We start from the raw sequence: 14,494 nt of genomic DNA on the forward strand, positions 1-14,494 counted from the left end.
CGCCGATACCTCTCACGCCATCTGCACGAAAAGGCTTTCGAGCGAATGGAACGGCGAATGCAGGCACACCCCGAAATGATGGTCAGCCGAAGATCCATCGTCGAACATCCCTTCGGCAACCTTAAACAGTGGTTATTTGGTAACGCTCGCTTCTTGCTGCAACAGCTTGAAGGCGCGAGGGCTGAAATGGCCTTGGCGGTGAACGCCTATAACCTGAAAAGAGCGATTAACGTGCTGGGCGTGCGTCAGATGATGGCGCTGATGGGCTGAAAAGCCTTTTTTCGTCTGCTGTGAGCACAAAAGCAAACGCCCCGAACAAGTCGGGGCGTTTGCTGGAACCACCATCAGTGTGTTTTCACACAGTCTGTTCGAGCGGGGTTTTTGCGTTTAGGCCGTCTCGACTGAAACCGTCAGGCGTTTGCCCAGGGCAGCCAAAGCGCTTTCGACCTGGGCCTCGCCATCGTGCGGGGCTTTTTTGTGATCCTTCTTCCGAGCCTCGGGAGGCAAAAGAGACCCCTGAACATGCCGGACAAACCTGATACCTGGGCCATTGCATTCATGTGGCTGAGTCAGCATTCGCAAACTATTTGGGCGGCCTTTTTGTCGTTGTGCATGACCGTGTTGCGTGTGTTCTATACAGGCGGCACTTGGAAAGACGCGCTGATCGAAGGCCCCATGTGTGTCCTGCTTTCATTGAGCATTATTTGGGGTTTCGAGCTGATGGGGTTGTCGCCGTCGCTGGCCCAGCCAGTCGGCATTTGGGTGGGCTTCCTTGGCGTGAAGAAGGTCGCCCACTGGGCTGATCGGATTGCTGAAAGCAAAATTCCTAAATCGGATTCGGCGCCGTGATGGCCTATGCCTCACGAAGCATGAAGCCCTTACCGATGTTTTCTAGGCTCGCCATTTCGGCGGGCCTTTTCGTTTCTAAGAGGTCAGTCTATGAGCAAGTCCACGCTGAATGATGAACTGGTGCCTGGTGAGCCACCGAAGCCGGGAACGATCGAAATGCTCGCGGGTTTTTCACCTTATTCTCAATTTCCGCTGATTGCGGCAATCGAGTCGACAACCTGCCTGCTGTCCACTTTTCAATATGACCCAGCAATCGTCCGGGCAAACGAGACCGGTACACCGTTGAGTGTGTTCGGCCGTCTCTTGCAGCATCTGGATGAGTTGCTGGTCGCCCAGCTTCATCAGGTCGGCGAGATGCCTGCTCCATGTCTGGAAGGCCACCAGACAGCTGTATCCCTGCCGTAATGGTTCGCTAAATGGTCAAAATCAACATCACGCCCGACATGCTGCCTGTGTCACAGGCGATGATGGAGTTGGAGAAAAAGCACATTCCTCATGTGCTTGCCCTGACGGCGACCCGATTGGCCCGGCGGGTCAAGAAGGGTGAACTGACCGTCATGGCTCAGCGCCTGGACCGGCCAACCCGGACTACGATGAACAGCCTGTTCGTCAAAATCGCCACCAAGAGCAAGCCAGCCGAAGTCTATTTCAAGGACTCTTGGACGTCGGGTATTCCCGCTGATACCTATCTTCAGCAGACCGTCAGGGGCGGGCCACGTCCGCATAAGCGCTTTGAAAAGTCGCTGATATCGAACGGCTTGATGAGGTCCGGTCAATACGCTATTCCCAGTCCGAATGTCCTCGATAAGCACGGCAACGTATCGCGCGGCTTGATGAACAAAATCCTATCAGGCCTTGGTGCGGCAGAAAGCCGACGCGGCTACAAAGCCAATGCAACCGGCAGCAAGCGCAGCCAGCGCAAGGGCAATGCCCGCAGCTATTTTTCCGGCGTTGTCGATGGCACGGCCGGGGTGTGGGAGCGCAAAGAAACCGCGTTCGGCGATGCGGTCCGGCCGGTGTTTGTGTTCAGCCGCAGCGCGCCTGTGTATCGCACGATCTTCCCGTTCTTCAAGATCGCCAACAACATCTGCAAGGCCAACTACAGCGCCGAGTTCCGTGGTGCATTTGCCGATGCGATGGCCACCGCCAAGCCCTGACAGAGAGCAAGAAAGGCGGCTTCCGGCTGGTAATGCTCGACTTGTTTGCCCTGGCGCAAATTTAACGGGTCCTCCCGTGGGGGTGGCCCCTAGGGGGTAATTCGGGCCCCGCTGCTTCGCTATATATGACCCATTTTTGAATCGAGGTTGTTGTTTAGTCCATGGCCAATCCGACCATCTCCCGTGAGCCTCACTGGCTCAACAAGTCGCGCATGGCTACCAGCCTCGGCATCACGACTCAGGCCTTTGATAAATGGGGCGTTCAGCCTGTTGCGAAGATCGGCCGCGATGTCTTCTACGACGTCCGGTCTGTGCTGGATAACCGGCTCAAGCACCAGGTGACAAAAGACCAACCTGTCGACGACAACGGCGATCCGATCGACCCGCTCATTGAATACAAACAGGCGCAGCAAAAACTGCGACTGACAACTGAGCAGGCGGACGCTCAGGAAATGCGCAACAAGGTGAAGGCCAAGAAGCTGGTCCCGGTTGATTTTTGCTTGTTCGCATTGTCTCGCCTGAGCGCAAAGCTCGGGTCAACCCTCGACACCGTGCACTTGAAGGTTAAACGCAAGTGCCCCGACATCGAGGTGCGTCACCTTGAGGCGATCCAGCGCGAAGTCGCCGTGACGCGTAATGATGCGGTCGGCTTGGCTGATCTTTTGCCGGAGTTGCTTGATGAGTTTGTCGACACCTTGGATGAGGGCGCTGGTTGAGGGTGTCCGCAAGGGACTCGCCGGGCTCTACAAAGAGCCGCCGCGAACAGCTGTTGAATGGGCTGATGAGCATTTCTATCTGTCGTCCGAGTCGTCCTATCAGGAAGGCGATTGGACAACGGCGCCTTTTCAGGTCGCGATTCTCAACGCAATGGGCAACGACCTGATCCGTGAAGTGAACGTGCTGAAGTCGGCGCGGGTTGGCTACACCAAAATGCTGGTGGCCAACATGGGCTACAAGGTCCAGCACAAGAAGCGCAACGTCATCGTCTGGTGCCCAACTGATGGCGACGCTGACGGCATGATGAAGCGGCACATCGAAACGATGATTCGTGACAGTCCTGTGGTGCGCGCCTTGGCGCCTTGGTATGGGGTGAAGCATCGCGATAACACGCTGGATGAAAAACGGTTCGATAACGCCAAGATGCTGTGGTGCCTGGGTGGCACGGCGGCGAAAAACTACCGTGAGAAAAGCCCGGATGAAGTGATCTATGACGAGCTTTCGAAGTTCAATGCGGACATCGAGGGCGAGGGGGCTCCGACCATTCTTGGCGACAAGCGCCTGGAAGGTGCCACGTTCAAGAAGTCCATACGCGGATCGACCCCGACGACAGTGGTTGTCGCTGACGACAATGAGGAAACCTCGGGGGAGGGCTGCCAGATCACGCGGGCGGCCAATGATTCCCCGCACTTTTTGCGTTTCAACATCAAGTGCCCGTGCTGCGGGACTGAGCAATACCTGAAGTGGGGCGACCCGGCTACGCCGTTCGGTATCAAGTGGGCCGTGGATGAACTGGGGCAGGTGATTAAGGCCTGGTACCTGTGCGAGTCCGGCCATGGCTGTACCTTTGAATATCACGAAATGGTCGCGGCATCGGTCAACGGTCGCTACATCTGCGAGCGGACCGGGATCTGGACGCGCGACGGCATGGCCTGGTTCAACGCTGCTGACGAGTCGATACAGCCGCCGCGTTCGGTGACTTTCCATATCTGGACGGTGTACTCGGAGTTTGTGACCTGGGCCGAAGTCGTCACGGAATGGCTCAAGATCAAGAAGGATCGGGGCAAGCTCAAAACCTTCGTCAACACCACCCTGGGCGAAGCGTGGGAAGAGGACCAAGGCGAGCAGTTGGAATGGCAGCAGCTGCACGCGCGCCGGGAGATCTACCCGCAAGTGCCGGCCAAAGCGGTTGCCCTGTTCGGCGGCATTGATACCCAGGATGACCGCTATGAAGGCCGCGTCTGGGCGTTTGGTGCAGGTGAAGAAGCGTGGCTGGTCCATAAGTTCGTGCTGCAAGGTGACCCGGGCAGCATCGAGCTACGGGCCAAGGTCGGCATCGAGATCCACAAGACCTTCACCCGGGCGGATGGCACGGTGATGGGCGTCGAGCGGTGGTGTTGGGACCAGGGTGGTCACTACTGCGATGAAGTGCGTGAGGAATGCATCAAGCACGGCACGCAGTGGGTGATCCCTGTGTTCGGTGCCTCGACCTACGGCAAGCCGATTGCGACCTGGCCGCGCAAGAAAACCAAGGTCAAGGGGGGGCGTGCGTACCTGGTCGAAGTGGGAACCGACAATGCCAAAGAGCTGATTTACGGCCGTCTCAAGATGCAGCCAGACAGCTCGGGCGTGCCAGTGCCTGGCTGTATCCACTTGCCGGCCAACGAGATGATCTGCGGCGAAGATGAATTGCGGCAACTGACCGCCGAGCGCCGCAAGTGGGTGATCGTCAAACACCAGCGCGTCCAGCGCTGGGACGCAGGCGGGCGACGAAACGAAGCGCTCGATTGTCTGGTGTACGCCTTGGCGGCGTTACGCATAACGCAACAGCGCTTTGGCATGAATCTCGACCTGCTGGCGCAGCAGTTGCCGTCAGGCACCAGGGCTGTGCCGGTGAGTCACGAACAGGAAAGCAATCCGGCCACCGTTGCCGCTCTGACCCCGGCCACGGTGTCGGTGCCTGAGGTAGAGCCTGAACATTCACCCGACCAGCCCGCCGAGTCGGGCGGCTGGCTTAATACAGGACAAGGCGCATGGCTATAACCGCTCAAGACATGGTGGACCGCTATCTGGAGGCCGAGATGGCCATCCTGCAGGGCAAGGAAATCCTCTTTAACGGTCGCAAGCTGATCATGGATGACCTGGAAGAAATCCGCGCCGGCCGACTGGAATGGGAGCGCCGGCTGCGAGCGCAACAGTCAGCGGCGGCGGGGCAGCCGCCGTACGCTCTGGCGACATTCCGATGAACCTGCTGGATCGTGTTCTGGCCCCGGTGTTTCCGGGACTGGTGGCTGAACGTCTGCATGCTCGTCACAAGATCATGGCCTTTGAAGCCGCGCAGATGACTCGCACGCATCAGGCCAAGAAACAATCCGCCAGCGCGGATCTGGAGGGGCTGTTGATGCGTGATTACCGTCGTCTACAGACCGCCTATTTTCGTGTGGGAGCAGACGACGGGGTTTAACCCCAAGCTGCAAAAGGCCCTGGCCAAACGCTTGGCCGTCGAGCTGAACTTTTCGGCGGCTGAGATTCAGGGGCTGTCGTTTTCCGAGATGGTCTGGTGGCTCACGGACTGAGCCCATTCCGTCGCACGTAGGTGATAACCATGTCGAACAAACTCTCGCTCGGGCTGGTGATTGGCGGCGCCGTCGATTCTTCACTCGGCGCCGCCTTCAAGAACGTCAGCGGCGAAATGAAAAAGCTCGAGGCGCAAACCACTCGCGCCAAGGGTTTGCAGAAAGTCATCGGCGAGACCATGCGTCTGCGCGAGGAATGGAAAAAAGCCCATGACAGTGGCGCAGCCAATGCCGGCGCCCTGTTGCGCAAGCTGGAGACCAACACCACCAGTCTGCGTAAACAGGGCATTGAAGTCGGGCGCCTGACAAAAGAATACATGGCGCTGGGCAAGGTGGTGCGCAGTGCCGAGTTCAAGGCCAAAGGCATGGGCCAAGTGCAGGAGGGGCAGGAAAGCCTGCGCAGTGGATTCGGCACCGCGGTGGCCGGTACCACGCTGGCGGCCGTACCGACCAAGGTCAGCGCGGATTTTCAGGCGATCATTCGCGACATTGCGATCAAGTCCGGTACCGCCAACACTCAGCAGGAAGTGAACACCGCGCGGGATATCGTCCAGACCTCCAAGGACACCGGCATGGCCAACACCCAAGTGGCCGAGCTGGTGAACCAACTGGTCGGTGGCGGCATGGAGTTGGCCGAGGCGCTGAAATATGCACCGGTGGCCGCCAAGTTTGCGGTCGGGCAGGGGGCTTCGGGCGCCGATACCGCGAAGATGATTCTGGCGATGCAGAACAACGCCAAGATCACCGACCCGCAGAAAATGGAACAGGCCTTGGCGTCGGTGGCCCTGCTGGGCCAGCAAGGCAGCTTCGAGGCGGCGGACATGGCCAAGTGGTTTCCGGAGCTGTTGGCGCAGATGGCCAGCACCGGCATCACCGGCCAGGAGGCGGTCACGCAACTGGGAGCGATGCTGCAGGTTCAGATCAAGAGCGCCGGCAGTGCGGATGAGGCGGCGAACAATCTGAAAAACTGGATTGCGAAAATCGGCTCGGAGGAAACGGTTAAAGGGTATGCCGATGCCGGGATTGATTATCAGGGCTCGATGAATGCCGCCATTGGCAAGGGCTTGTCGACCTTCGAGGCCAGCTTCGAACTGGCACGCCGGTATGTGGAAAAGACCGACCCGAAAAAGGCCAAACAGCTAAGTCAGGGACTGACCCAGATCAGCCAAGAGACGGACCCGGCCAAGGCGCAAGCGATGGCCGATGCCTTGGCCGCCACGTTGCGTACCGGCGATCTGTTTGCCGACATGCAGGTCAAGACGGCCCTGATGGCGTACACCCAGAACAAAAAATTCTACGCGGAGCTGAAAAAAGGCGCCTCGGACCCCAACGGCCCGCGCAAGGACATTCTCGACAAGAACCTGAACGAACGCCGTGAAACGTCAGCGCAACGCTGGGCCGAAACCGCTCAGGCGTTCAACGATTCGCTGCGGGCCATCGGCGATGCCCTGCGCCCGGCGACGGATGCGCTGGCCAGCGGTATCGGTGCAGCAGCGCGTGGTTTGACCGCCCTGTCCGAGGAAACACCCAAGGTGGTGCTGGGCCTGGCTGCGCTGAGTGCCGGAGCCTTGCTGGCGGGCAAGGCCTGGGCCGCGCTGAAGATCGGCCGGGGGCTGGTGAACATCGCCCGCGGTTCGGCCGGCGACCGGTCCAACATCGTCCAGCGGGTGTTCGTGACCAACGCGAAGGACGGCGATGACGACGGGCTGGATCACGGCAACGAAGGGAAGGGCGGAAAGGGCAAAGGCCCTGCAAGTCGGCCGTCCCGTGGCATGAAGGTGGGCGGGGCGCTGGCGGTGGTCGCTGCCGGCGTTCAGGTGGTGGACACTTACCAGAACGCCACCACCCGTGATGAAAAGGCCGAAGGCTACGGCGAGGCGGCGGGTGGGCTGGCTGGTGGTTTGGCCGGTGCAGCAGCCGGTGCGGCCATCGGTTCGGTCTTCCCGCTGATTGGAACCGCGATTGGCGGAGTGATCGGTGGCATGGTCGGCGCGTGGGGCGGCGGTGAGCTGGGCGCGACCATGGGCAAGGCGTTGTTTGGCGGGTCGGACACGTCGGCCAAAGCACCGATCGGCATCTTGCCCATGCCCGCCGGCCAGGGCGTTGGCGCGGTTGTGCGCTCGATGGAAAACGCTCCTGCTACGCCGGTTACGGCAGCGGCATTAATGGCGACCACGGCGCCAAAGACGCCCGAATGGCCGAAGGTCGATCAGCAATTCACCTTCGCCCCGGCCCCGGTCATTACTGTGCAAGGCGATGTGAAAGATCCGGCGCGGTTGGCGCAGGAGCTGATGCCGTACCTGAGCCGTCAGTTCGAGGACTTTGCCCGGGAAGCGCGCGACCGCCAGTTGTTTGATGCGCCCCACGTGGGCTAAGGGAGTGTTATGACGGATGAAAAGACCTACCTGCAACACTTGCAGGGTGGGCTGAAGGACATGGTCGACGCCGGTGAAGCCGGGCGCACTGACCTCGAGTCGATGACCGGGCCCATGAATGGCGCGCTCAATGAAATCAGCGGGGCGGCCGATGCGCTGGAAGGTTTGCCCTTTATCAGCGAAGACCTCAGTGACAAGACCCGCCGTCTGCAAAGTGCAATCAACTCGGCGCAGGCCAAGATCGGCAAGGTGGCCAGCTTCTACAACCAGACCCAGCGCGCGCTGGCCCAGTTTGAGGAGCACTTTTCTGCGTTGACTGAGCAGATTGGCCGCTTTGGCGCGGCGTTCAACAAGGTCGCCGGCAAGGCCAATGCCGCGTTGGGCAACATCTTCCCCACCGAATGGTTTGCCGACGACATGACGCCAATATCCGACGCGGTGAAGCCGTTTCCGCACCTGCTGATCCTCTACCCGCTCAAGGCGAATGAGCGGCCGTATTACTTCAACCTGGACACCGCGGCATTTGACGAACTGCGCCGGCAGACCTCGTTTCGCTGGGCGGCGCAGGAACGCCTGACACGGCGTCCGGCGCAGCAGGCGGTGGGGCTGGGCGAGGAGAAAATCACGATCAAAGGCGCGATCTACCCAAGCTACAAAGGCGGCTTGAAGCAACTGGATACGCTGCGCAGCATCGGCGCCAAGTTGCTGCCGCTGAACCTGACCACCGGGTACGGCGAGGTGCTGGGCAATTGGTGCCTGACCAACATCGACGAAGAGCAAAGCGCCTTGCTGCCCGGCGCCATTCCGCGCAAGCAGGGCTTTTCATTGGAGTTTGTCCGTTATGGCGATGACTTGCAGAACAGCTGACGGGGATCTGCTCGACACCCTGTGCCACCACTACTACGGCCACTTGAACCGCAGCGTCGAGGCGGTGCTGGCGGCCAATCAGGGCTTGGCCGATGAGCCGCAACCGTTCCGGGCCGGCCTGCTGATTACGCTGCCGGAGCTGGTGGTCGAGACGGACAGCGTGATCTCGCTGTGGGACTAACCCCGTTACCCAGCCCGTCCAGTGCGGGCTTTTTCTTGTCTGGAGTAACGTTATGCAACCGCTTTTTCGTATCGTCGCTGACGGCGCCGACATCACCACCTTGATCAATGATCGGCTGGTCTCGCTGCAGCTCTCCGATCGGCCCGGCATGGCCTCAGATTCGTTTGAGCTGCGCATTGATGACCGCGACGGCGCGGTGGCACTGCCCGCGCGTGGCGCGAATATCGAGGTCTACCTCGGTTATGTCGGCGCCGACCTGACGCGCATGGGCCGCTACACTGTGGACGAGGTGGCCGTTTCAGGCCCACCGGACACGCTGGTGATCAGCGGCAAGGCCAGCGACATGCGCGGCAGCGGCAAGACCACCCGCAGCGGCAGTTGGGAGGACGTGAGCCTGGCGCAGATCGTCGGCGATGTCGCGGCGCGCAATGGCTGGCAGCCGTCGTGCCCGGTCGACACCCGGGTGCCGCGCATGGATCAGCTGAATGAATCCGACTTCAACTTCATCACCCGCCTGGCCAAGAAACACGACTGCACCGCCAAGGTGGCCGACGGCAAGCTGCTGGTCCTGCCGCGCCAAGGTGGGCAGAGCGCCAGTGGCAAGGCCTTGGGTGTGATCACCTTGCAACGCAATGACGTGACCCGTTGGCAGTTTCGCTTGAGCGACCGCAGTGCGCATCAAGGGGTCAGCACCCAGTACCAGGACTCGGACAGCGGGGAATTACAGATTTCGCACCTGGACAATCCCAACGTGCCCGAGGGCCTGCCGCCGGTGCACACCGATCGGCATATCTACCCGGACCGCACGGCGGCCGACGAAGCGGCGAAGGCACGATTGGCGGCGTTCAACCGATCCACCGCCTCGGTGCGCCTCGACCTGCCGGGCCGGACCGACCTGTTTGCCGAAATCATGATCGAGGCGCAAGGCTTCAAGCGCGGGCTCGATGGCGATTACCTGGTGGAGTCGGTCGATCACACCTTCACCCCGTCCGGGTGGACGGTGTCGGTGGAGTGCAATGGCGGCAAGGAGGGCAAGGCCAAGGCCTCCGGCAAGCCGCAGCAAGTCGTGCTTGAAGTGCCGGATTGATCGCCCGGGCGTAAGAGTCGTCCCGAGTCAGAAGTTTCAAAAATCAAAGTAAAAGGAGCGGCCAGGCTGGATGCGTCAACACCCAGCCTGGCCCCCGTCCCCGCAGATTGTCCCTGCAAGTCCCGCCAAGGCTCCTGCTCTGTGCACAAAGCAGAGCGAGCCTAGCACCTGTTTATTTATACAGTAAAGGTCTTGCTATCCATGTCTACCCCAATCATTCCTTGGATGGGCGGCAAACGCCGCCTGGCCGATCGCCTCATTCCGCTTTTTCCCCCACACGAATGCTACGTCGAGGTGTTTGCCGGCGGTGCCGCGCTGTACTTCATGCGGCCCCAGGCCGCGCCGGTGGAAGTCCTGAACGACATCAATGGTGACTTGGTGACCTTGTACCGCGTGGTGCAGAATCACCTCGAAGAATTTGTGCGCCAGTTCAAATGGGCGCTCAGCTCACGCCAGGTGTTCGAGTGGCAGAAGATGACCCGCGTCGAAACGCTCACCGACATCCAGCGCGCTGCCCGATTTTTCTATCTGCAACACCATGCCTTCGCCGGCAAGGTGTCCGGGCAGACCTTCGGCACTGCGACCACCACCCCGTCGATCAACCTGCTGCGCATCGAAGAAAACCTTTCAGCTGCCTGGCAACGCCTGTCCGGCACCTACGTCGAGAACCTGCCTTGGCTGGAGTGCGCCGAGCGCTACGACCGGCCGCATACCTTCCACTACATGGATCCGCCGTACTGGCAAACCGCCGGGTATGGGGTGGATTTTCCGTTTGAGAATTACGAGCGTATGGCCGACTTCATGCGCCGCTGCAAGGGCAGGGTGATGGTCAGCATCAACGACCACCCCGACATCCGCCGGGTGTTCGAAGGCTTTCACTTTGAGACGCTGGATATTCGTTACACCACGACCAACCAGCGGCAGGGCAAGGCTGAGGTCAGTGGCGAACTGGTGATCATGAACTGGGAGCCAGCGGCGTTGGGAGGACTATTTTGATGTGACAGCCTAGGTCGTCTGCTGCCCGTCGTGACGGGCAGAAATCGGCCAAGAGAAGCCTTTCAGACTATCTAAAAAACGGACGGTTTGATGTATTTACTGACAGCGTTTGGGATCTTGGGCCGATAGCTGCGCTTCGTGGCAGACAGCAATCGGCCATTTGGCGATTCTCTTCAATGTCAGCTAAGGGTTGAATCCACAGCCGTTTTCAGTCGGTCGCAACAGGCTGAAAACGGCCAAGTATTACCTGCAATAATTTCCAAGCGTTCGACAAAAAAATCCTAACCCTCCTGTTTCATGCGGACTAAGGTTCCTATTGCTGGGTAATTGGGTCGATCAACCGAATCAGATCAACAAATATTGGCAGATATGAGGGCTGAATGATGAGACCCAATATCCAACGACCGTTCACCGCATCTCCAAGAGGTCAACGGGGGTCAGTGGCAGTGCTGACCATGATTGCCTTGGCCGCCATGGTGCTGATGGGCGCTTTGGTGCTGGACGGCGGTCATATGCTGTTGAACAAGACACGCCTGCAAAATGCGGTGGATGCGGCGGCGCTGAGTGGGGCCAAGACGCTCATGATGGTATCCGGCACAACCGGGGCGGCCACCCTGACGCAAAGTGCTGCGCGCAATACCCTGAATCTGAATGCCAATGCCACGGGCAACCAGGAGTTGAGCACCGCCATCGGCGGCAATATTGCCGGCTTCGCCACGGTGGAACTGGCCTCTAACGTCTATGGGCCTTTCTCCTTTCCTGGGCCAGCAGATGCGAAATATGTGCGGGTATCGGTACCTAACTACGCTCTGGCCGGGTTTTTCTGGGGCATTTTTCAGGCAACAAGTAATGGCGACGCCCCGGCAAAGGCGGTGGCGGCCATCGCCACCGCCGGGCCCAGCCCGACCAGCCCTTGTGATCTTACACCGCTGATGGTCTGCGGCGATTCCACGCAATACAACCCAGCTGCCGGGATGTTCTTTGGTTATCGCTTCGGCGATCTACAGCTGTTGAAAACCGCTTCAAGCGGAAGTTCGCCGATCGGCCCCGGCAACTTCCAACTGCTCAATTTTGGTTCCGGTGGCGACACCGTCAGAGACGGGCTGGCGGGTGGGATCAATCAGTGCAACATCGTCGGCGCGCAAGCCAATACCAAGCCTGGTAACACTGTGGGGCCTTCCATTCAGGGGATGAATACTCGTTTCGGCGAGTATCAAGGTAACCTCAGTGCCCAAGCCTTTCCTTCGGATCTGGTGATCACCGCCAACTCACCGGCGCTGCAATACAACGATAAAGCGTCGCCACCTCAGATCGAGTATCAGAATATGCCGATCACTTCCACTAACGGCAATCTGTCCGCTGGTAGCACGGCATTATTCGACTACAACGACTGGGTGCAGAGCTCCGCCGCCTGTGTCTCCGGCTCGGGCAGCAACTGCCAGTCCAGTGGTGTGTTCGAACGGCGGATGCTCAAGATCGTGATCGGTCAGTGCAGTGGTACAGACAGTGGGCAGAGCTCGGTACCGGTGCTCGGCTTCGGCTGCTTCTTCGCGCTGCAGCCAGCGACACAAAAGGGTAATGAATCGCAGATCTTCGGTCAGTTCGTCAAAAATTGCGAAGGCGATAACGTGTCCGGTCCCAACCCTTCACAGGATGCGGGCCCGCAGATCATTCAGCTCTACAAGACCTATATCAATGGCATTTCGACGCCGAGCACCGACTCATAGGAGTTTCATATGGGGCGGTGTGCATTCAAGTCTTCGCAGTCCCGGTGCGCGCTTTGTGAGCTATTGGCCGAACTTTACCGTTGCTGACTGGCAGCTTCACGCCCTGAGGCAGTCAGTCAACCAAATTCAAGGTTCTTGAGGAGCGGTGAGCCACGCCTCCTCGGTGCCGGTATGGAGGATGGGTGAGTGGCAGTGAATCTTCAGGTTCCAAGTGTTGGCACCTATCGCGATTTTGATACTTAGTGAGAGGCTTTCACTTCCCTAGGATGGCGACGACTTCTCTTCAAGGAAACAAGCATGCTGCCAACCACTCATCAACTGCCGACGCTAGGCTACCTGCACAAGGTCGTGTGCGACTGCCTGGGGCTATGGAACAGCGACAACCAAGACGTCACATTCCACGTAGCCGCCACGGAGAAAGATCGGCGCACCGCGTTGCGGCAGGCTTTCGAGGCAATTAAAAAAGACAATGGCGTGTATGGCTCTCTCAACGACCTGGTCGCGGTGACTACCCAGCTTGCCCCAAAGGATGCGCAGAAGGTCAAGAAAAGCAGAACGATCCAGGCCTATGTCAATCACCTATCCAAAACCGACTTTGAATCCTTTGATGAGTACATAGAGTTGCGCCAATACATCCTGGCGCTGATCACTGAGCGTTACTCCCGCTGGGGGGTATCCGAACTGGCTGTAGACTTTTACGTGTCAGCGCTTGCCCACTACAGGGAGTTTGTCAGAGAGTACGCCTGCAGCGCGCAGAGCCAGAAGTACAGCTATCAGTGCTTTCTCAAGCAAGATCTTCGCCTACTGACGGCGACGCTAACCGGCGCGCTGTTACCAGGCGATTCCTGGCCAGATGCCGAGCGGGATGAGCTGTGGCCCTTGAGAGAGTTCGCTGACGCTGCTTGCCGGATAACCGGCATTTCGCTGCATAAACTTCACCAGTACCACGAGTTTCAGCAAGAGGAGCCGCTCGATGAGCAAGCCTGGAACCGTGACTTCACCTCCCAGCCGGTCAATACTCAGTCCAAACAGGTGATCGACCGACTACGTAAGCACAACCGGATGAAGTGGGAAACCTTTTATCCAACCCTTCAACCGCTGACCTACCATCTGCCGAAGGCTATCCGTGAAAAGGCATTCGCGATTCACGCCTTTGCGGCCATGATCGCTCACAACCTAAATGTCCATGTGGCTGATTGCGGGTCATTCGAGCCTCCGGCGCGGGGCCGCCTGACGCCTGGCAAGGTTGAGCACAGCCACAAAATACCCAGCAGCGACTTGCTTGATCTGTTACTCAACGACTATCCCATCGGCCATGAAGCCTTCGCCCAGCAGGCTCCCGACCGCTATCAAGCTCTGCTCGACGGAATCAGGACCTTACCTGGCTCACTGAACCTCGCTGCAGACATTCCGAACAGCTTGGAGCTAACTTACAAAAATGAACATAGACGGTTCACCGAAGGGGCCTGGCACGTAGCGTTAGTGAGCGGCCCCAGCTGGCTCAACGAATGGGTACGCGCCCGGGATGCCATGTTTGCCGGTGACGGCCTGCTGGCGCTCACGCACTTCAATACAGCGCTCGAACAGGCAAAGTACGTGGCGGGGCCATTATTCATTCCGTTTTACATCCAGGTGTGTGCGTTCTGCAAATCGCAGTATCGGCTGCTTTCAGAGCGAAAAGAGGAGGAGTTGTTCGAGCGATTCTACGAAGGCTTGGGCCGCAATGCCGCGCACTACGCAGGATTGGTGGGCTACACCCCACATTACGTGCGAGACCCTGAGACTTTGATACCCCGCACCATGCTGCCTCTGAGGTCTCAGTTGATGATCGGTGAAATCGACGCACTCGCAAGAGCTCTGGCACAGTCGTTTGCCGTGGGTGGCGCCCCTTCCTAGCTCACTAGGCACCGCCGCTTTATGAGACACAAATGGCGAAAAACATTACGCCGAATGTGTCGCCTA

Annotated in this window: 15 protein-coding genes; all 15 read left to right on the plus strand. The window is 59.1% G+C overall.

Annotated features, from left to right (window positions below; genetic code table 11):
- Positions 1-270, plus strand: a 270-nt coding sequence (locus KGB06_RS06675; protein ID WP_223512993.1) for a transposase, incomplete at its 5' end; no start/stop codon positions are given.
- 252 nt (positions 271-522) lie between these two features.
- Complete coding sequence (locus KGB06_RS06680; protein WP_223512996.1) at positions 523-849, plus strand: phage holin, lambda family; 327 nt, start codon at positions 523-525, stop codon at positions 847-849.
- A gap of 90 nt (positions 850-939) precedes the next feature.
- On the plus strand, positions 940-1,254 hold the full coding sequence (locus KGB06_RS06685; RefSeq protein ID WP_223512999.1) for a hypothetical protein: 315 nt from the start codon (positions 940-942) through the stop codon (positions 1,252-1,254).
- 11 nt (positions 1,255-1,265) lie between these two features.
- Positions 1,266-2,006 carry a hypothetical protein gene (locus KGB06_RS06690; RefSeq protein ID WP_223513003.1) on the plus strand — a complete coding sequence of 247 codons (741 nt, stop codon included), beginning with the start codon at positions 1,266-1,268 and terminating at the stop codon, positions 2,004-2,006.
- A 161-nt stretch (positions 2,007-2,167) separates the two neighbouring features.
- Positions 2,168-2,722, plus strand: a complete 555-nt coding sequence (locus tag KGB06_RS06695) for a terminase small subunit (RefSeq protein ID WP_008015854.1) — start codon at positions 2,168-2,170, stop codon at positions 2,720-2,722.
- On the plus strand, positions 2,685-4,766 hold the full coding sequence (locus KGB06_RS06700; protein ID WP_223513006.1) for a phage terminase large subunit family protein: 2,082 nt from the start codon (positions 2,685-2,687) through the stop codon (positions 4,764-4,766). Before KGB06_RS06695 ends, KGB06_RS06700 begins: the two co-directional genes overlap by 38 nt.
- On the plus strand, positions 4,757-4,969 hold the full coding sequence (locus tag KGB06_RS06705; RefSeq protein ID WP_223513008.1) for a primosomal replication protein PriB/PriC domain protein: 213 nt from the start codon (positions 4,757-4,759) through the stop codon (positions 4,967-4,969). Before KGB06_RS06700 ends, KGB06_RS06705 begins: the two co-directional genes overlap by 10 nt.
- Entirely contained in the window at positions 4,966-5,187 is a 222-nt protein-coding gene (locus KGB06_RS06710) for a hypothetical protein (protein WP_223513011.1), read from the plus strand. Before KGB06_RS06705 ends, KGB06_RS06710 begins: the two co-directional genes overlap by 4 nt.
- Before the next feature lie 141 nt (positions 5,188-5,328).
- Positions 5,329-7,674 (plus strand): phage tail tape measure protein, encoded by a 2,346-nt coding sequence (locus KGB06_RS06715; RefSeq protein WP_223513013.1) that lies wholly within the window; start codon positions 5,329-5,331, stop codon positions 7,672-7,674.
- A gap of 9 nt (positions 7,675-7,683) precedes the next feature.
- Positions 7,684-8,541, plus strand: a complete 858-nt coding sequence (locus KGB06_RS06720; protein WP_223513014.1) for a phage tail protein — start codon at positions 7,684-7,686, stop codon at positions 8,539-8,541.
- A complete protein-coding gene (locus tag KGB06_RS06725; RefSeq protein ID WP_223513016.1) occupies positions 8,516-8,722 on the plus strand; it encodes a tail protein X in 207 nt (68 codons plus the stop codon). Before KGB06_RS06720 ends, KGB06_RS06725 begins: the two co-directional genes overlap by 26 nt.
- A 52-nt stretch (positions 8,723-8,774) precedes the next feature.
- Positions 8,775-9,809, plus strand: coding sequence for a phage late control D family protein (locus tag KGB06_RS06730; protein ID WP_223513027.1), 1,035 nt, complete (start codon positions 8,775-8,777; stop codon positions 9,807-9,809).
- 201 nt (positions 9,810-10,010) lie between these two features.
- Positions 10,011-10,805, plus strand: coding sequence for a DNA adenine methylase (locus KGB06_RS06735; protein WP_223513029.1), 795 nt, complete (start codon positions 10,011-10,013; stop codon positions 10,803-10,805).
- A gap of 380 nt (positions 10,806-11,185) precedes the next feature.
- Positions 11,186-12,532, plus strand: coding sequence for a TadE/TadG family type IV pilus assembly protein (locus KGB06_RS06740; RefSeq protein WP_223513031.1), 1,347 nt, complete (start codon positions 11,186-11,188; stop codon positions 12,530-12,532).
- A 297-nt stretch (positions 12,533-12,829) separates the two neighbouring features.
- Positions 12,830-14,428 (plus strand): hypothetical protein, encoded by a 1,599-nt coding sequence (locus tag KGB06_RS06745; RefSeq protein WP_223513033.1) that lies wholly within the window; start codon positions 12,830-12,832, stop codon positions 14,426-14,428.
- Positions 14,429-14,494: the final 66 nt, after the last annotated feature.

The organism is Pseudomonas sp. GL-B-19, from assembly GCF_019956415.1.
Taxonomy (GTDB): domain Bacteria; phylum Pseudomonadota; class Gammaproteobacteria; order Pseudomonadales; family Pseudomonadaceae; genus Aquipseudomonas.

What these genes read in the sequence shown, in the direction of transcription:
- KGB06_RS06680 (WP_223512996.1), top strand. Translation starts at nt 523, where the DNA reads ATGCCGGACAAACCTGATACCTGGGCCATTGCATTCATGTGGCTGAGT.
- KGB06_RS06685 (WP_223512999.1), top strand. Translation starts at nt 940, where the DNA reads ATGAGCAAGTCCACGCTGAATGATGAACTGGTGCCTGGTGAGCCACCG.
- KGB06_RS06690 (WP_223513003.1), top strand. Translation starts at nt 1,266, where the DNA reads ATGGTCAAAATCAACATCACGCCCGACATGCTGCCTGTGTCACAGGCG.
- KGB06_RS06695 (WP_008015854.1), top strand. Translation starts at nt 2,168, where the DNA reads ATGGCCAATCCGACCATCTCCCGTGAGCCTCACTGGCTCAACAAGTCG.
- KGB06_RS06700 (WP_223513006.1), top strand. Translation starts at nt 2,685, where the DNA reads ATGAGTTTGTCGACACCTTGGATGAGGGCGCTGGTTGAGGGTGTCCGC.
- KGB06_RS06705 (WP_223513008.1), top strand. Translation starts at nt 4,757, where the DNA reads ATGGCTATAACCGCTCAAGACATGGTGGACCGCTATCTGGAGGCCGAG.
- KGB06_RS06710 (WP_223513011.1), top strand. Translation starts at nt 4,966, where the DNA reads ATGAACCTGCTGGATCGTGTTCTGGCCCCGGTGTTTCCGGGACTGGTG.
- KGB06_RS06715 (WP_223513013.1), top strand. Translation starts at nt 5,329, where the DNA reads ATGTCGAACAAACTCTCGCTCGGGCTGGTGATTGGCGGCGCCGTCGAT.
- KGB06_RS06720 (WP_223513014.1), top strand. Translation starts at nt 7,684, where the DNA reads ATGACGGATGAAAAGACCTACCTGCAACACTTGCAGGGTGGGCTGAAG.
- KGB06_RS06725 (WP_223513016.1), top strand. Translation starts at nt 8,516, where the DNA reads ATGGCGATGACTTGCAGAACAGCTGACGGGGATCTGCTCGACACCCTG.
- KGB06_RS06730 (WP_223513027.1), top strand. Translation starts at nt 8,775, where the DNA reads ATGCAACCGCTTTTTCGTATCGTCGCTGACGGCGCCGACATCACCACC.
- KGB06_RS06735 (WP_223513029.1), top strand. Translation starts at nt 10,011, where the DNA reads ATGTCTACCCCAATCATTCCTTGGATGGGCGGCAAACGCCGCCTGGCC.
- KGB06_RS06740 (WP_223513031.1), top strand. Translation starts at nt 11,186, where the DNA reads ATGATGAGACCCAATATCCAACGACCGTTCACCGCATCTCCAAGAGGT.
- KGB06_RS06745 (WP_223513033.1), top strand. Translation starts at nt 12,830, where the DNA reads ATGCTGCCAACCACTCATCAACTGCCGACGCTAGGCTACCTGCACAAG.